The sequence below is a fragment of the Pseudomonas sp. FP2254 genome, assembly GCF_030687695.1.
In the GTDB taxonomy this organism is placed as follows: Bacteria; Pseudomonadota; Gammaproteobacteria; order Pseudomonadales; family Pseudomonadaceae; genus Aquipseudomonas; species Aquipseudomonas quebecensis.
This window is the reverse complement of the sequence record NZ_CP117444.1, coordinates 3,365,747-3,381,274: the sequence shown is the minus strand read 5'-3', so window position 1 is coordinate 3,381,274 and position 15,528 is coordinate 3,365,747. Positions and strand designations below refer to the sequence as shown.

Below are 15,528 nucleotides of genomic sequence, written 5' to 3'. Positions count from 1 at the left end.
CAAAGGGTTGCGTCCGCCTCAAGCGTCAGCGGCGGCTGCTGACTTCGGCGGGTACATCATCGCCCGCCATGCGCTTGCGAAACAGCGCGGTGCGCGCCAATAGCAGCGTGGTCACCGGCACCGTGATCGAGAGCAAGATCGGGATCAGCCAGCCGTGCAACACCGGGCCCGACTTGAGCACCGAAAAATAGATAATCGACGCGAGCGCCACACACCAGGCACCCAATGTCGAGGCCAGCGCCGGCGGGTGCATGCGCTGGAAGAAGTCTTTCATGCGCAGCAAGCCAAGCGCGCCGATCAACGCAAACACGCTGCTCAACACCAGCAATACCGCGACGACGATTTCCATCCATAACGGCATCATTCAATCACCTCCCCACGCAGCAGGAATTTGGCCAGGGCAAACGAGCCCACGAAGCCGAACAGCGCAATCAGCAGCGCCGCTTCAAAGTAGGTGTCGCTGGCATATCGAATACCCAGCACCAGCATCATCAGCATCGCCAGGATGTACAGGTAGTCCAGCGCCAGGACCCGGTCCTGGGCCGACGGGCCTTTGAACAGGCGGATCAGGGTCAGCACCATGGCCAGGGAGAACAGGAACAGGCTGAACAGGATCGCATTGGAGAGCAGGGCGCTCATTCGAAGATCTCCATCAGGGGCCGCTCGTAGGTGGTCTTGAAGTGCTCGATAAACGACACTTCATCCTCCAGGTCGAATACGTGCAGCAGCAGGATGCTACGGTCCAGCGCCAGTTCCGACCAGATGGTGCCGGGGACCACGGTGGTGATCATCGACAGGGCGGCGAGGCCGTTGGCGTCGCGCAGGTCCAGGGGGATTTTGACGAAGCGCGAACGCGGTGGGCGTGAGCCGCACACCAGCACGCCCCAGGCCACTTGCAGGTTGGAGACGATCACATCGCGGCCTACCAGGAAAAACAGGCGGATGATCACGCCAGGGCGGCGGATGCGGATCGGCAGCGGGCGCAGCGGCGCCATCAGCAGCGGCGCGAGAACGCCCAGCAGCGCGCCCAGCAGCAGGTTGCCGGGGCTGACGGACAGGTTCAGGACCAGCCACAACAACCACAAGGCCAGGGACAACCACGGCGCAGGGAGCAGGCGTTTCATGGTTGCACCTCCAGCGCGGCGGTCTTGGCTTCGGGGCTGGGGACCGGACGCGTGGCCATCACCGCCATCACGTAGTGTTCCGGGTTGTTCAGGCTCTGGGCAGTGGCCTGGGTGTAGCGCATCAGCGGCTCGGCCTTGAAGGTCAGCAGGATGCTCAGGCCCAGCAGGAAGAAGATCGGCAGGCATTCATAGCGCCGCAGCAGCGGCGAGGGGCGTTCTTCCGGGGTCCAGAAGCGCTGGATACCCAGGCGCGCGAAGGCAATCAGCGAGGCCAGGCCGGACAGGATCAGCAGTGCCACCAAGCCCCACGCAGCCGGCCGGATCGGCGCGTCGGCACTGGCACCCAGGCCGAGCGGGTTGACCAGCGCGCTCAACAGGCTGAATTTGCCGATAAACCCGGACAGCGGCGGCATGCCGATGATCAGCAGCGCGCAGGCCACAAAGCTCAAGCCGAGGAAGGCCATGGTCCAGGGAATCACTTGGCCGATCACGGCCTTCTGCTCATCGTCCAGGTTTACGCCGGGCCGTGGGTGCAGGGATTCCATGGCTTTGGGCAGCGCATCGATTTCCTCATCCAGCGGCAGATCGTTGGCCGAGCGCGAACGCTCGATCAATTCGGCCAGCAGGAACAGCGCACTCAGCGCCAAGGTGGAGCTGACCAGATAGAACAACGCGCCGGCGGTCAGGCTCGGTTGGGCAAAGCCCACCGCCGACAACAGGATCCCCGCCGAGACCAGGATGCTCAGGCTCGCCATGCGCTCCAGCCGCTGCGCCGCCACCATCGCCAGCGCCGCGCAGACGATCGTGGCCATGCCGCCGTACACCAGCCAGTCGCCGCCGAACAACGCCGACGCGCCGGCCTGGCCGGAGAACAGCAGGGTCCACAGGCGCAGCACGGTGTACACGCCGACCTTGGTCATGATCGCGAACATCGCCGCCACCGGCGCACTGGCCGAGGAGTAGGCGGGGGCCAGCCAGAAGTTCAGCGGCCACATGCCGGCCTTGGCCAGGAACGCGGTGGCGAGGATCGCCGCGCCAGCGTGCAGCAGGCCGCGATCGGCTTCGGGCACCAGTGGGATTTTCAGCGCCAGGTCAGCGAAATTCAGCGTGCCGGTGACGCCGTAGATCATCGCCGCGCCAATCAGGAACAGCGACGACGCCAGCAGGTTGATCGCGATGTAATGCAGCCCCGACGACACCCGCGCGCGGCCGGAGCCGTGCAGCATCAAACCGTAGGACGCCGCCAGCAGCACCTCGAAGAACACGAACAGATTGAACAGGTCAGCGGTGAGGAATGCGCCGTACAGGCCCATCATCTGGATCTGGAACAGCGCATGGAAACTCGTACCGGCGCGGTCCCAGCGGGCCATGGCGAACAGCAGCGCACTGACGCCGATGATCCCGGTGAGCACCAGCATCAGCGCCGAGAGTTGATCCACCACCAGCACAATGCCGAACGGCACTTGCCAGTTGCCCGGCAGGTAGACGCCGATCGAGCCGGGGCCGCCTTGCTGCGTCCAGTACAGCAGCAGGATCGCCGTGGCGAGGCCGAGCACGCTGGAGAACAGGTTGATACGCGCCTTGAGCGGCCGACGTTTCTCGCTGAGCATCAGCATCAGGGCGGCGGTCAGCAGCGGCAGCAGGATCGGCGCGACGATCAGTTGGTTCACCCACGTCATTCCTTGGGCTCCCGGCCGTCCACATGGTCGGTGCCGGTCAGGCCCCGCGACGCCAGCAGCACCACCAGAAACAGCGCGGTCATGGCGAAGCTGATCACGATGGCGGTCAGCACCAGGGCCTGCGGCAGCGGATCGGTGTAGTGCAGCAGGTCCTGCGGCACGCCGTCCTTGATGATCGGCTCCTTGCCGATAAACAGGCTGCCCATGCTGAAAATGAACAGGTTGACCCCATAGGACAGCAGGCACAGGCCCATCACCACCTGGAAAGTCCGTGGGCGCAGGATCAACCACACGCCCGAGGCCGCCAGGACCCCAATGGCCATTGCGATGACTTCTTCCATCAGGCGGCTCCTTCGGTTGTGACGACTACTTTGGGCTGGTTGCTCGGTTTATGCGCGCGCACCGACTGGTGTCCGAGGGCGGTGAGCATCAACAGGGTCGAGCCGACCACCATGGCGTACACACCCACATCGAAGAACAACGCGCTGGCGATATGGATATCGCCCAGCACCGGCACGCTCAGGTGCAAAGTGTGAGTGGTGAGGAACGGGTAGCCGAAGAACAGCGCACCCAGCCCGGTAAGGGTGGCCGCGAAGAGGCCGAAGCCCATCCAGCGCATCGGCCGCAGGCTCATCTGCGCCTCGACCCACTGGGTTCCGGCGACCATGTATTGCAGGATAAACGCCACCGACATCACCAGGCCCGCGACAAAGCCGCCGCCCGGTTGGTTGTGGCCGCGCATGAACAGGTAGAACGACACGACCAGGGCGATCGGCAGCAGCAGACGCACCAGCACCGCCGGCACCATCATAAAGCCCAGGGCGGTGTCGCTGGCCTGGCGCGGGTTGACCAGGTCGGTGGCCACGTCCGGCGCCAACTGCCGCTGTTGCGGCGGCAGCTCCATGCTTTCCTTGGACGGGCGGAAACGCCGCAGCAGGGCGTAGACCGTCAGCGCCACGGCGCCGAGCACGGTGATTTCACCGAGGGTATCGAAGCCTCGGAAGTCGACCAGCATCACGTTCACCACATTGCTGCCGCCGCCTTCGGGCAGGGCGCGGCTGAGGTAGAACGAGGAGATATCGTTGGGGGTCTGGCGGGTCAGCATTGCGTAGGACAGCAACGCCATGCCGCCGCCCACTACGCTCGACAGCAGGAAGTCGCGGACCCGGCGGACCCTGGCTCGACGCAAGGTGTTGGGCAGCGGTGAGACCTCTTCGATCCGCCGTGGCAGCCAGCGCAGGCCCAGGAGAATCAGCACGGTGGTCACCACTTCCACCACCAATTGGGTCAGCGCCAGGTCGGGCGCCGAGAACCACACGAAGGTAATGCAAGTCATCAGGCCGCACACGCTGACCATGGTCAGGGCGGCGAGCCGGTGGTACTTGGCTTGCCAGGCGGCGCCCAGGGCACAGGCGATCGCCAGCACCCACAAAGTCACAAACACCACGGAGCCGGGGATTTTCGGGCGGTCGCCCCAGCTAAGGCCGCTGTTAAGTATGGGGATCAGGCCGCCGATCAGCGCCACCACGACCAATAGGAACAACTGCGGTTGCAGGCGCTTGGTGCTGATGCGTTTTTCGACCTTGCGCACGCCGCGCATCATCATCACCAGGCTGCGCTCGAAGCCGCGCTTGCCGTTGAAATAACTGATAACCGGCGGGTACTTGAAACGACCGCGCTTGAGCTGCTTGCGCAGCATCAGGTACAGCACCACACCGCCGGACATGGCCACCAGGCTCATGATCATCGGCGCGTTCCAGCCGTGCCAGATCGCCAGGCTGTACTCGGGCAGCACGCCGCCGACCACCGGCAATGCGGCGGCGGCGAGGATCGAGCCGACCACCTGGGCCGGAAAGATCCCCACCAACAGGCAGGTAAACACCAGCAATTCCACCGGCGCGCGCATCCAGCGCGGTGGTTCGTGCGGGGTATGGGGCAGGTCGACGGGCGGCGGCCCGAAGAACACATCCACGGTAAAGCGCAGCGCATAGGCCACGCTGAACGTGCCGGCGATGGTGGCGATGACCGGCAAGGTGAATTCCACCCATCGGGTCGCTGAGATAAACACCGTTTCGGCGAAGAACATCTCTTTGGACAGGAACCCATTGAGCAACGGCACGCCGGCCATGGACGCGCTGGCCACCATCGCCAGAGTCGCGGTGAACGGAATCAGACGCACCAGGCCACTGAGCTTGCGGATATCACGGGTGCCGCTTTCGTGGTCAATGATGCCGGCGGCCATGAACAGCGAGGCCTTGAAGGTGGCGTGGTTGAGGATATGGAACACGGCGGCCACGGCGGCCAGCGGGCTGTTGAGCCCCAGCAGCAGGGTGATCAGCCCAAGGTGGCTGATGGTGGAGTAGGCCAGCAGGCCCTTGAGGTCGTTTTGAAACATGGCGCAGTAAGCGCCGAGGAGGAGGGTAAGGGCGCCGGCACCGCCGACGATCCAGAACCATTCTTCGCTGCCGGACAGCGACGGCCACAGACGGGCCAGCAGGAACACGCCGGCCTTCACCATCGTTGCCGAATGCAGGTAAGCGGAAACCGGTGTCGGCGCCGCCATGGCGTGGGGCAGCCAGAAGTGGAACGGGAACTGCGCGCTTTTGCTCAAGGCGCCGATCAGCACCAGGGCGAGCATCACCGGGTACAGCGCATGCGCGCGAATCTGCTCGCCGGCGGCCAGCACCTGGTCCAGGTCATAGCTGCCGACGATATGCCCCAGCAGCATCACGCCCGCCAGCAGGCACAGACCGCCTGCGCCGGTGACCATCAGCGCCATATAAGCGCCGCGTCGCGCATCGGCGCGGTGGTGCCAGTAGCCGATCAACAGGAACGAGAACAGGCTGGTCAGTTCCCAGAAAAACACGATCTGGATCAAGTTGCCGGAGATCACCAGGCCCAGCATGGCGCCCATGAACGCCAGGAAAAACGCGAAGAAGCGCGGCACCGGGTCGTCCGGCGACATGTAGTAGCGGGCATACAGCGACACCAATGTGCCGATGCCCAACACCAGCATCGAGAACAGCCAGGCGAAGCCATCCATGCGCAGCACGAAATTCAGCCCGAGGCTGGGCAGCCACATGAATTCTTCATGGATCACGCCACCGTGGGCGATCTGGGGGTAGAGCAGGGCGACTTGAACGCTGCCGATCAGCGCCACCAGGCCGGCCAGCAGGGATTCGGTATTGCGCGCGTTGTGCGGCAGCAGGGCCGCCAGACAGCTGCCGATGAACGGCAGAAGCAGTAGAACTATCAAGGACATAGGCTTCTAATCTGCGGGAGTTTGGGATGCATCATACGTGCCGCTTTCATGATCACCAAACGGCAAGATGTGGCAGGATCCTACAGAGGCAGTAGAAGGCAGCTACAAGCGGCAAGCTGCAAGAGAACAGCCGGCCGCGTATTTTCTACGGCTTGTGGCTGACAGCTTAAACCATCAACCCTGATTTTCCGGTTCAACTTCGGCCTCAGCGTCGACAACGTTCGAGCTGTTCCTTTTCATTTCACTCACAATCACCGCCAGCACAATCAACGCCGCCCCCAGCATCGCTATCGGCGGGAAGCGCTCGCCGGCGATCCGCCCGACCACGCCGGCCCACACCGGTTCGCCCGCATAGATCAACGTGGCCCGGGTCGGCGAAACGCTCTGCTGCGCCCAGTTCATCGCCACCTGGATGACCGCACTGGTCAGGCCCAGGCCCACCGCGCTGAACAGCAGCAACCATGAAAACCCCGGCAGCGCCTCGCCCATCGGCACCACCATCAGGAATGACAACAGCGACGCCGTGGCCAATTGCACCACGGTGACGCGGCGCACATCCACCTGCCCGGCGAACGCACTGATCAGGATGATTTCGGCGGCAATTGCGATGGCGCCGATCAACGTCGCGATCTCTCCGGCGCTGAAATTCAGCGATGCACCCGCCGGGCCGGTCAACAGCATCAACCCGGCAAAGGCCAGCATGATACCCAGGCTTGGCAACAGGCCCGGTCGACGGCCCAGCACCAGCCATTGCAGCAACGGCACGAACGGCACATACAACGCGGTGATAAATGCCGACTGGCTGCTGAGGATGGTTTGCAGGCCGATGGTCTGCAGGCCGTAGCCGAACATGATGGCCACGCCGATAAACACCCCGGCCTTCAATTCGAACACGTTCAGGTCGCGCAGGGTGCGCAGGGAAAAGAACCCCACCACGAGCGCCGCCGCCGCAAAACGCAGGCCCACGAAAAACATCGGCCCGCTGACGCTCATGGCGTGCTGCACCAGCAAGAAGGTGCCGCCCCAGATCATGGTGATAAACACCAGGATGCACTCGGCTTTGCTGAAACGATGGAAACGCGACGGGGAGTTCGAGGAGGTCATGGCGGCTCTGGTCTTGCATAGGAAAGGCACGGACCGCACAATGCGCCGCACGCTGGGCAGTATACTGCGCACACCCACCCATTGAGCAATATAGTGCACAAAGAAAATCCGCAGCGGGCTTCGGTCCTGCAACACGTCAGCCAGAACGTTCGTCGCCTGCGCCACGCCGCCGACCTGAGTCAGGCCGCGAACGTTACGCTTTTTTGGCCTACCTGTTATTTCTGACAGTTGTTACCAGCAGTGAGGTTGTGTCTAATCATCACGACAACGGGTTGGACGAATGCAAGTACGGTGTTTAGTAGTTTTTTGCATAAGTTGATCCCTTGTGAGTATTTCCGCTCAACACAATCGAGGATTCGACCATGAGTAAAAGTAAAGCCGTCACGACGTTCCCAGCCCCCAAATTTGAGGCATTTCAAGACGATATCATTAAACTCTCGGAGGTCGTTCAAAATGCGATCTGCACAGTGGACCAGCACGACTTGATATGGGCAGCCAGCAAGATCTATTTAGTCGTAGGCGGCCACAGTGCGATTGAATATCCTGTCACCGATGCCAATACACAACACCCAATTCCGGTTCCCCGCCACCTGCTCGAACGGTATGAAAATCAAGGCACGATTGATGTTTGGTATTACGTGATATACAGAGGCGTTGAACACCGTGGGAGTTCTGAAAACCTAACAGTGAGCGTCGTAAGCTGAATGGGCAGTTAAATTAAACTGTTTGGGAGTTTGCGTTCCCCGAACAGCTTTATGTTTTTCTGTAACGGATATTAGTCCTGCAACAGCGCAAGCATTAACGGTTCGCCTGATTACTGTGGATGAACACTTTGCCAGTGTGTAAACGATCCGAAACAATCGCCGCCGCCGCAAAGCGCAGACCCACGAAAAATATCGGCCCGCTGACGGTCATGGCATGCTGCACCAGCAAACATACCGCTTCGGATCAGGTTGATAAACACCAGAATAAACTCGGCTTTGCTGATAACGATGGAAATGCCAACGAGGTGGGGCAGTCATGGCGGCTCTGGTCTTGCATAGGAAAGGCACGGACCGCACAATGCGCCGCACGCTGGGCAGTATACTGCGCACACCCACCCATTGAGCAATATAGTGCACAAAGAAAATCCGCAGCGGGCTTCGGTCCTGCAACACGTCAGCCAGAACGTCCGTCGCCTGCGCCACGCCGCCGACCTCAGCCAGACTGCGCTTTCGGAAAAGTCCGGGGTCAGCCGGCGCATGCTGGTGGCCATCGAAGCCGGCGAGAAGAACGTCAGCCTGTCCACCCTCGACCGCGTCGCCGAAGCACTGGATGTGGCGTTCAGCGACTTGATCCAGGCGCCCGATGCGCCCGACCACAGCCGCATCAACGAGCTGGCATGGGCAGGTGGGATTTCCGGCAGCAAGGCGGTTTTGCTCGCCAGGGCTCAAGCCCGGCGCGAAGTCGAGCTGTGGGAAATGCGTCTGGAGCCGGGGGACCGCTACAGCCCCGAGCCGGACCCGGAAGGTTGGAGCGTGCAGGTGTTCGTGTTCGAAGGCAGCTTGACGTTAGTGGTGGGCGAGCAGGAAAACGCCATCAATGCCGGCGAATTCTTCATGTTTCCCAGCCACCAGCCTCATTCTTATCGCAACCCAGAGGGTGTGGCAGTACGATTCGTTAGAAATATAGTGATCTGACGATCACTGTTATTTATGCCTGTCAACTGTCAACTTTCACAGCTTACAATCTTTGGGGAGGGGATTAGAGTCGGTGTTGCCATTCAATAAAGTTGATTCATGCTAATACAATGAATGTTGGGTGGTTTTATCATCTCATGGAGGAAATACTGATGAAATCAAAATACCTACCCAGGGAGCAGCTGTTACCCGCTCCAAGAATTACACCCTCTCATGGCAATATTGTGAAATACAGCGAGGTGACCGGTGGCAACGGTCGGATTGTTATTCCGTCGTATCCAGGAATAGCTGTAGGGCATACGATTGCCTGGAGTGTGAGAGGGAACGGTACTGCATTTTCCTGGTTTGAAGTGGAGACGTTAGCGCCCTCGTATGAGGCTGATTTAAAGTTTGATATCGTATTCGTCGATACGGACTCTGTCGTTGCCAGTTTTTATGTTTGGCATAATGATGAAGTACTGGGTTACTCTGAGGAGAAAGAATATACCGTGGTGAAATGATCGTGGATTGCTATAGGCTCTAGTGGTGCCAATACTCAGGGCCATCGCCCTGAGTATTTAAAGTCGGGTATCGAATGAGTCGGACAACATCGTGGCCGCTTCAAGTACTTACGGCACCATACTATTGGGATAATTTTTTTCTCGGCTTGACCGCCTAGTTCCGCATTTCTTTCGAACATCTGGTTTATTGAAAGTCCCGCTTTAACTCCTATATACCATGCCTCAACGGCAACGCCGCGCGCATGAGCGTGGACCTGAACAACGCCGACGACCCGATGGCTTACCGATTACATCGTGGCCGACGGCTGGCTGGAATCGGCCCAGCAACCCGTGCCGATCAGCGAGCTGTTCTGCCGTGCGGGCTGGTTCGCCAGCCATCAGCCTCATGTCTATCGCAGCGATGGTCACGACGCCGTGCGCTTTGTACGCAACGTGGTCATCTAACTGTTTGCCTGGCAACAGTGGATGCACACTTTGCTGGTTTGAACTGCGCTATGTGGCATTGAAGAACCCGCAACCCGCTGAATTTATTCACGATTAAATTCAGGCACGACTCCTGCAATCCTCCTGGTATTCCCTCGGAGCCTGGAGTCGGCCCATGTCAGCCCACCCTCAACACCCTGCCCATATCATCCGCTCGGATGCCGAAGCCATCGAGGTGGCCACGCACCTGGCTGAACGTTTTGCCGTTGGCGCCAGCGAGCGTGATCGCGAACGCCGCCTGCCCGTGGCCGAACTCGACGAGTTTTCCGCCAGCGGCCTATGGGGCATCACCGTGCCCAAAGCCTACGGGGGCGCAGAAGTGTCCTATGTGACGGTGGCCGAGGTGATCAAGTTGATTTCCGCCGCCGACCCGTCCCTCGGGCAGATCCCGCAGAACCACCTCGGTGTGGTGGACCTGCTGCTGCACACCGCCAGCGAAGAACAAAAGCGCTATTACTTCGGCAAGGTCCTCGAAGGTTATCGTTTCGGCAATGCGTTCTCCGAGGCCAGGAGCAAGAACGCCGGCACCTTTGACACGCAAATCCGCATCGATGGCGACAGCGCGCAGATCAACGGTGAAAAGTTCTACTGCACCGGCGCGCTGTTCGCCCACCTGGTGCCCACCGTCGGCAACAACGAGCATGGCCAGGCCTTGATTGCCTTCGTCGAACGCGACGCGCCCGGTCTTAGCGTCATTGACAGCTGGGACGGTTTCGGCCAGCGCACCACCGCCAGCGGCGGCGTGACCCTGGACGGCGTGACGGTGCCTTTGAGTGCCGTCATACCCGCGCACCTGGCGTTCGACCAGCCCACCGCCAACGGCCCGATCTCGCAGATCATCCAGGCGGCGGTCGACACCGGCATCGCCCTCGCCGCCCTGGAGCAGGCCAAGCTCCACGCCCGTCAGGCTCGCCCGTGGATCGACAGCCAGCAGGATCATGGCTGGCAGGACCCATTCACCATCGCCGCCATCGGCGACCTGGCGTGGCGTGTGCACGGCACCGAAGCCATTCTCGTCAAGGCAGGCCGGGCGGTGGATCTGGCGCTTGCTCAACCCAATGAAGACACCGTCGCCAATGCCTCGTTGATTGTGGCCCAGGCCAAAGTGCTGTCGGCCGAAACCGCCTTGCTCGCCAGCAGCAAACTCTTCGAATTGGCCGGCACCCGCTCGGTGACCGGCAAGCACAACCTCGATCGCTTCTGGCGCAACGCCCGCACCCACACCCTGCACGATCCGGCCCGCTGGAAATACCACCTGATCGGCAATTTCGTGCTCAACGGCGTCAAGCCTGCGCGCCACGCCTGGAACTGAGGAGCCTGACCCATGACCGCACTGACCCTTGCGCGCCAACTGCTGGAACATACCCGTCGGCACATCGAGCGCAGCGATGACCCTTACGTGATCAGCCGCTTCGGCGATCTGCAGATCCGTGTCGACGTGGCCGCCGCCTTGCTCGAACGCGCCGACACCCACCCCGGCCCGGTTGCCCGCGCCGAAGCGCAGATCGCGGCGGCCGAAGCGCTGATCGCCGCCAGCAACGCCGAGTTCGAACTGACCGGCCAACGCAGCGCGCTGCCGTCAACCCTGGATGACCCGCTGCGCCACAAATACCACGTGGTCGGCAACTATCACCTCAACGGAGTGCACTGATGGCCCGTGAAATCCGCCTGAATGCCTTCGACATGAATTGCGTCGGCCACCAATCCCCCGGCCTGTGGGCGCACCCGCGCGACCGGTCGTGGCAGTACAAGGACCTGGAATACTGGACCGATCTGGCGAAGATTCTTGAGCGCGGCAAGTTCGACGGGCTGTTCATCGCCGACGTGCTGGGCATCTACGACGTGTACAACGGCAATGGCGACGCGGCGATTCGCCAGGCCACCCAGGTGCCGGTCAACGATCCGCTGTCGCTGATCGCCCCCATGGCGATGGTCACCGAACACCTGGGGTTCGGCCTGACGGCATCGCTGTCGTTCGAACACCCGTATCCGTTCGCGCGCAGGCTTTCGACCCTCGATCACCTGACCAAGGGCCGTATCGGCTGGAACATCGTCACGTCCTACCTGGAAAGCGGCGCCAAGAACCTCGGCCAGAAAGCCCAGACCGAACACGACGCGCGCTACGACTATGCCGAGGAATACCTCGAGGTTTGCTACAAGCTCTGGGAGGGCAGTTGGGAAGAGGGCGCGGTACTGCGCGACCGCGAGCGCCGGGTTTTCAGCGATCCGAGCAAAATCCATGAGATCCGCCACATCGGCAAGCACTTCCAGGTGCCCGGTATTCACCTGTGCGAGCCGTCGCCGCAGCGCACGCCGGTGCTCTACCAGGCCGGTGCTTCCAGCCGTGGCAAGCAGTTTGCCGCCGAGCAGGCCGAGTGCGTGTTCGTCGCGGCGCCGTCCAAGGTGCTGCTGAAAAAGACCGTCGCTGATATTCGCCGTCGTGCCGCTGAGGCCGGGCGTGATCCGAAGAAAATCCTGATCTTCAACTTGCAGACGGTGATCGTCGATGAGACCGATGCCAAGGCCAAGGCCAAGTTTGACGAGTACAAATCCTACGTCAGCTATGAAGGCGCGATGGCGCTGATCTCCGGCTGGACGGGCATCGATTTCAGCCAGTTCAAACCGGATGAGCCGCTCAAACACGTGCACACCAATGCGATCCAGTCGGCGGTGGAAGCCTTCTCCACGGCCGATCCGAACAAGGTCTGGACGCCCAATGAACTGGCCGACTGGGTCGGTATCGGCGGCTTTGGCCCGCTGTTCGTCGGTGGCCCGCAGACCGTGGCTGACCTGTTGCAGGAATGGGTAGAGGAGACCGACGTGGACGGCTTCAACCTGGCCTATGCGTTGACCCACGAAACCTTTATCGACGCCGTCGAGTGGCTGGTGCCGGAGCTGCAGAAGCGTGGCGTGTACAAGACCGAATACGCCCAGGGTACGTTGCGTGAGAAGTTGTTTGGTGACGGTGCAAGGTTGGGCTCGAACCATCCGGGCGCGAGCTACCGCAATTTATCTGGGATACAAAAAACCAATGTGGGAGGGGGCTTGCCCCCCGATAGCGGTGGGCCAGTTAGAGCACTCGTAACTGACCCAACGCCATCGGGGGCAAGCCCCTCTCCCACAGTTGTCCTGTGTTGATACAAATACTCAAGCCAGCGGACCACCGCACGCATACCCCCCAATAGGAGCAACCCCCTATGAGCGTGCACGAACCCAAGGCTCTCCTGGAACACCTGCGTCACTGGGCACAACTCACGCCGTTGCACATTGCCCTGCGCCACAAGCGTCAGGGACTGTGGCACGCGTGGCGCTGGATCGACACCCTGCGCGATGTAGAACGCCTGGCCGATGGTTTGCGCCAGCAAGGTTTGAGCGAGCAGTCACGGTTGGCACTCAGCGGTGCTTTTGAGCCGAACCTGCTGTTGCTGGCGTTGGCGGCCCAGTCCGTCGGCGCGCAGGTGCTGACGCTGGCCGACAACCTGGAACCCCAGACCTTGGAACAACAGCTATGGCGTATTCGTCCCAGCCACGTCTACGTTCAAGGTCGCCAACCCGATTGGGCGTTTACCCAGCGGTTGGATTTTGCCCAACTGCTCGGCCCGGTTGACCCGGCGCAACATGTGCAGCGTTGGTGGAATTCCACAGCCGAAACCGCGTTGTGGAGTGAAGAGGGCACCCACTGGCAAGGCGGCCTGGCGGTGGTTCTGGAGCAATGGCTGCACAGCGGCCACGGCCTGGCCTTCCCGGAGAGTCCGGCGTCGGCGCGACGTGATCGCAGCGAAGTCGCGCCCACCGGCCTGCTGTTGTCGCCGGCGCGTCTGCAGCAGGTGGCCGACGAGATCGAAACCCGCCTCGCGCCCCACGGCACCTGGCGCCGACGCCTGTGCGAGTGGGCCATCGCCGATCCGCGCAGCGGCCTGCGTCGGTTTCTGAAAAACCGCGTCCGCAGGTTATTGGGCTTTCAGCGTCTGACTTCCATCTGGCAGCCCGTCAAATCCAACGCCGAGCCGACCTGGCTGGCCGAATTCAAACGGAAAAGCGCATGAGCCAGGCCATCCTCCAGGTGCGGGACATCTCGCTGTCGTTCAAAGGCGTCAAGGCGATCAATGGGCTGTCATTCGAGGTGCAGCGCGGCGAGATCTGCGCGTTGATCGGCCCCAACGGTGCCGGCAAAAGCTCGCTGCTCAACGTGCTCAACGGTGTGTATCGCTACGATGCCGGAGAGATCGTTTTTGAAGACCAGCATTTTCAGCGCATCGACCCGTTGGGCGCGGCGCGCCGAGGCATCGGTCGCACCTTTCAGAACAACGCCTTGTTCAAAAAAATGAGCGTGCTCGACAACATCCTCACGGGTTTGTCGCGGCATATGCGCAGCACGTTGATCGAGCAGGCCCTCGGCTTGCCGCGTGCGCGACGCGAAGCCGAGGCGTTTCGCCAGCGTGGCCAAAGCATCCTCGAATTTCTTGAGTTGCAGGCCCACCGCGATGTGCTGGTGGGCAACCTGTCCTACGGCCTGCAAAAGCGCGTGGAATTGGGCCGCGCCTTGATCGCCGGGCCGAGCCTGTTGTTGCTCGACGAGCCCATGGCCGGCATGAACGCCGAGGAAAAACAGGACATGGCGCGCTTCGTCGCCGATGTGAACCGCGACCTCGGCACCACGGTGGTGTTGATCGAACACGACATTGGCGTGGTCATGGGCCTGTCCGACCATGTGGTGGTGCTCGACTACGGGCGCAAGGTCGGCGACGGCACCCCCGCCGAAGTCCAGGCGAACCCCGACGTAATCGCGGCCTACCTGGGAGTCGCACACTGATGACCTTCTTCTTTGAAACCCTGCTCGGCGGCCTGCTCGCCGGTACCCTGTATTCCCTGGTCGCCATCGGCTTCGTGCTGATCTACAAGGCCAGCGGCGTGTTCAATTTCGCCCAGGGCGCGATGCTGCTGTTTGCCGCGCTGACCTTTGTCAGCCTGCATGACCAGGGCGTGCCCTTTGCCCTGGCGTTACTGCTGACGGTCATCGTGATGATTGTCGGCGCGTTGCTTATCGAACGGTTGGTCTTGCGCCCGTTGGTTAACCGTTCGCAAATCACCCTGTTCATGGCCACGCTGGGCCTGTCGTTCATCATCGAAGGCCTGGCCCAGGGCTTGATGGGGTCGCAGGTACGCGCGCTGGACCTGGGCATCGATGATGTGCCGCTGTTTGTCGGCCCGCTGATGCTCAGCCAGTTCGACCTGATCGCCGCCGTCGTGGCCGTGGTGCTGGTAACGGTGCTGGCGCTGCTGTTCAACAAGACCCGCATCGGCGTGTCGCTGCGTGCGGTGGCGGATGACACCACGGCGGCGCTGTCCATCGGTATCCACCTCAACCGTATCTGGCAGATCGTCTGGGCGGTGGCGGGCGTCGTCGGGCTGGTGGCCGGGCTGCTGTGGGGCGCGCGCCAGGGCGTGCAGTTCTCGCTGTCGCTGGTGGTGCTCAAGGCGCTGCCGGTGTTGATCATCGGCGGCTTTACCTCGATTGGCGGGGCGATTGCCGGCGGGCTGATCGTCGGCGCGGCGGAGAACCTTGCCGAGGTGTATATCGGCCCGCTGATCGGCGGCGGCATCACGCCCTGGTTCGCCTATGTACTGGCCCTGGCCTTCCTGTATATGCGCCCCGCCGGCCTGTTCGGCGAGCGCGCCATCGAGCGAGTCTGAAAC

16 protein-coding genes and 3 pseudogenes are annotated in these 15,528 nt (G+C 61.7%); 11 read left to right on the top strand and 8 right to left on the bottom strand.

Annotated elements, in window-relative coordinates:
- Nucleotides 1-25: 25 nt before the first annotated feature.
- The 7 genes from PSH94_RS15470 to PSH94_RS15440 all read right to left on the bottom strand — a co-directional run bounded on the left by PSH94_RS15470 (nt 26) and on the right by PSH94_RS15440 (nt 7,169).
- Nucleotides 26-364, bottom strand: coding sequence for a Na+/H+ antiporter subunit G (locus tag PSH94_RS15470; protein WP_065901007.1), 339 nt, complete (start codon nt 362-364; stop codon nt 26-28).
- Nucleotides 361-639 (bottom strand): K+/H+ antiporter subunit F, encoded by a 279-nt coding sequence (locus PSH94_RS15465; protein ID WP_005789171.1) that lies wholly within the window; start codon nt 637-639, stop codon nt 361-363. Before PSH94_RS15465 ends, PSH94_RS15470 begins: the two co-directional genes overlap by 4 nt.
- Nucleotides 636-1,124: a Na+/H+ antiporter subunit E gene (locus PSH94_RS15460; protein WP_141606735.1), complete on the bottom strand. Its 489-nt coding sequence runs from the start codon at nt 1,122-1,124 to the stop codon at nt 636-638. The genes PSH94_RS15465 and PSH94_RS15460 overlap by 4 nt, the downstream gene beginning before the upstream one ends.
- The gene (locus PSH94_RS15455) at nt 1,121-2,803 is read right to left on the bottom strand and encodes a monovalent cation/H+ antiporter subunit D (RefSeq protein ID WP_305435133.1); all 1,683 of its coding nucleotides are present in this window, start codon (nt 2,801-2,803) and stop codon (nt 1,121-1,123) included. The genes PSH94_RS15460 and PSH94_RS15455 overlap by 4 nt, the downstream gene beginning before the upstream one ends.
- A complete protein-coding gene (locus tag PSH94_RS15450) occupies nt 2,800-3,144 on the bottom strand; it encodes a Na+/H+ antiporter subunit C (RefSeq protein WP_181080932.1) in 345 nt (114 codons plus the stop codon). The genes PSH94_RS15455 and PSH94_RS15450 overlap by 4 nt, the downstream gene beginning before the upstream one ends.
- Nucleotides 3,144-6,065 carry a monovalent cation/H+ antiporter subunit A gene (locus PSH94_RS15445; protein WP_305435130.1) on the bottom strand — a complete coding sequence of 974 codons (2,922 nt, stop codon included), beginning with the start codon at nt 6,063-6,065 and terminating at the stop codon, nt 3,144-3,146. The genes PSH94_RS15450 and PSH94_RS15445 overlap by 1 nt, the downstream gene beginning before the upstream one ends.
- A 174-nt stretch (nt 6,066-6,239) precedes the next feature.
- Nucleotides 6,240-7,169, bottom strand: a complete 930-nt coding sequence (locus PSH94_RS15440) for a DMT family transporter (RefSeq protein ID WP_305435129.1) — start codon at nt 7,167-7,169, stop codon at nt 6,240-6,242.
- A gap of 93 nt (nt 7,170-7,262) precedes the next feature.
- On the opposite strand from PSH94_RS15440, the pseudogene PSH94_RS15435 reads away from it, so the two are divergent.
- Nucleotides 7,263-7,358, top strand: a pseudogene (locus tag PSH94_RS15435) (Cro/Cl family transcriptional regulator); the annotation flags it as partial.
- A gap of 173 nt (nt 7,359-7,531) precedes the next feature.
- Nucleotides 7,532-7,873: a hypothetical protein gene (locus PSH94_RS15430; protein WP_305435128.1), complete on the top strand. Its 342-nt coding sequence runs from the start codon at nt 7,532-7,534 to the stop codon at nt 7,871-7,873.
- A 151-nt stretch (nt 7,874-8,024) separates the two neighbouring features.
- Here PSH94_RS15430 and PSH94_RS26170 read toward each other — a convergent pair.
- Nucleotides 8,025-8,326 (bottom strand): annotated as a pseudogene (locus PSH94_RS26170) (EamA family transporter); the annotation flags it as partial.
- Here PSH94_RS26170 and PSH94_RS15425 point away from each other — a divergent pair.
- The 9 genes and pseudogenes from PSH94_RS15425 to PSH94_RS15385 all read left to right on the top strand — a co-directional run bounded on the left by PSH94_RS15425 (nt 8,285) and on the right by PSH94_RS15385 (nt 15,525).
- Nucleotides 8,285-8,848 (top strand): helix-turn-helix domain-containing protein, encoded by a 564-nt coding sequence (locus tag PSH94_RS15425; protein WP_305435126.1) that lies wholly within the window; start codon nt 8,285-8,287, stop codon nt 8,846-8,848. The pseudogene PSH94_RS26170 and the gene PSH94_RS15425 overlap by 42 nt on opposite strands.
- Nucleotides 8,849-9,000: 152 nt before the next feature.
- Complete coding sequence (locus PSH94_RS15420) at nt 9,001-9,348, top strand: hypothetical protein (protein ID WP_305435124.1); 348 nt, start codon at nt 9,001-9,003, stop codon at nt 9,346-9,348.
- 221 nt (nt 9,349-9,569) lie between these two features.
- Nucleotides 9,570-9,717 (top strand): annotated as a pseudogene (locus PSH94_RS26165) (pyridine nucleotide-disulfide oxidoreductase); the annotation flags it as partial.
- 229 nt (nt 9,718-9,946) lie between these two features.
- Nucleotides 9,947-11,143: an SfnB family sulfur acquisition oxidoreductase gene (locus PSH94_RS15410; protein ID WP_305435123.1), complete on the top strand. Its 1,197-nt coding sequence runs from the start codon at nt 9,947-9,949 to the stop codon at nt 11,141-11,143.
- Nucleotides 11,144-11,155: 12 nt separating this feature from the next.
- The gene (locus PSH94_RS15405; RefSeq protein ID WP_181080927.1) at nt 11,156-11,482 is read left to right on the top strand and encodes an acyl-CoA dehydrogenase; all 327 of its coding nucleotides are present in this window, start codon (nt 11,156-11,158) and stop codon (nt 11,480-11,482) included.
- Nucleotides 11,482-12,969 (top strand): LLM class flavin-dependent oxidoreductase, encoded by a 1,488-nt coding sequence (locus tag PSH94_RS15400; RefSeq protein ID WP_258197715.1) that lies wholly within the window; start codon nt 11,482-11,484, stop codon nt 12,967-12,969. Before PSH94_RS15405 ends, PSH94_RS15400 begins: the two co-directional genes overlap by 1 nt.
- A gap of 59 nt (nt 12,970-13,028) precedes the next feature.
- Complete coding sequence (locus PSH94_RS15395) at nt 13,029-13,877, top strand: AMP-binding protein (protein ID WP_305435120.1); 849 nt, start codon at nt 13,029-13,031, stop codon at nt 13,875-13,877.
- Entirely contained in the window at nt 13,874-14,644 is a 771-nt protein-coding gene (locus PSH94_RS15390; protein ID WP_181080925.1) for an ABC transporter ATP-binding protein, read from the top strand. Before PSH94_RS15395 ends, PSH94_RS15390 begins: the two co-directional genes overlap by 4 nt.
- Complete coding sequence (locus PSH94_RS15385; protein WP_253508270.1) at nt 14,644-15,525, top strand: branched-chain amino acid ABC transporter permease; 882 nt, start codon at nt 14,644-14,646, stop codon at nt 15,523-15,525. The genes PSH94_RS15390 and PSH94_RS15385 overlap by 1 nt, the downstream gene beginning before the upstream one ends.
- The last annotated feature ends 3 nt before the right edge of the window (nt 15,526-15,528 follow it).

Excerpts from the sequence above, each read along its gene's own strand:
- PSH94_RS15470 (WP_065901007.1), bottom strand. The coding sequence starts at position 364 with ATGATGCCGTTATGGATGGAAATCGTCGTCGCGGTATTGCTGGTGTTG.
- PSH94_RS15465 (WP_005789171.1), bottom strand. The coding sequence starts at position 639 with ATGAGCGCCCTGCTCTCCAATGCGATCCTGTTCAGCCTGTTCCTGTTC.
- PSH94_RS15460 (WP_141606735.1), bottom strand. The coding sequence starts at position 1,124 with ATGAAACGCCTGCTCCCTGCGCCGTGGTTGTCCCTGGCCTTGTGGTTG.
- PSH94_RS15455 (WP_305435133.1), bottom strand. The coding sequence starts at position 2,803 with ATGACGTGGGTGAACCAACTGATCGTCGCGCCGATCCTGCTGCCGCTG.
- PSH94_RS15450 (WP_181080932.1), bottom strand. The coding sequence starts at position 3,144 with ATGGAAGAAGTCATCGCAATGGCCATTGGGGTCCTGGCGGCCTCGGGC.
- PSH94_RS15445 (WP_305435130.1), bottom strand. The coding sequence starts at position 6,065 with ATGTCCTTGATAGTTCTACTGCTTCTGCCGTTCATCGGCAGCTGTCTG.
- PSH94_RS15440 (WP_305435129.1), bottom strand. The coding sequence starts at position 7,169 with ATGACCTCCTCGAACTCCCCGTCGCGTTTCCATCGTTTCAGCAAAGCC.
- PSH94_RS15430 (WP_305435128.1), top strand. The coding sequence starts at position 7,532 with ATGAGTAAAAGTAAAGCCGTCACGACGTTCCCAGCCCCCAAATTTGAG.
- PSH94_RS15420 (WP_305435124.1), top strand. The coding sequence starts at position 9,001 with ATGAAATCAAAATACCTACCCAGGGAGCAGCTGTTACCCGCTCCAAGA.
- PSH94_RS15410 (WP_305435123.1), top strand. The coding sequence starts at position 9,947 with ATGTCAGCCCACCCTCAACACCCTGCCCATATCATCCGCTCGGATGCC.
- PSH94_RS15405 (WP_181080927.1), top strand. The coding sequence starts at position 11,156 with ATGACCGCACTGACCCTTGCGCGCCAACTGCTGGAACATACCCGTCGG.
- PSH94_RS15400 (WP_258197715.1), top strand. The coding sequence starts at position 11,482 with ATGGCCCGTGAAATCCGCCTGAATGCCTTCGACATGAATTGCGTCGGC.
- PSH94_RS15395 (WP_305435120.1), top strand. The coding sequence starts at position 13,029 with ATGAGCGTGCACGAACCCAAGGCTCTCCTGGAACACCTGCGTCACTGG.
- PSH94_RS15390 (WP_181080925.1), top strand. The coding sequence starts at position 13,874 with ATGAGCCAGGCCATCCTCCAGGTGCGGGACATCTCGCTGTCGTTCAAA.
- PSH94_RS15385 (WP_253508270.1), top strand. The coding sequence starts at position 14,644 with ATGACCTTCTTCTTTGAAACCCTGCTCGGCGGCCTGCTCGCCGGTACC.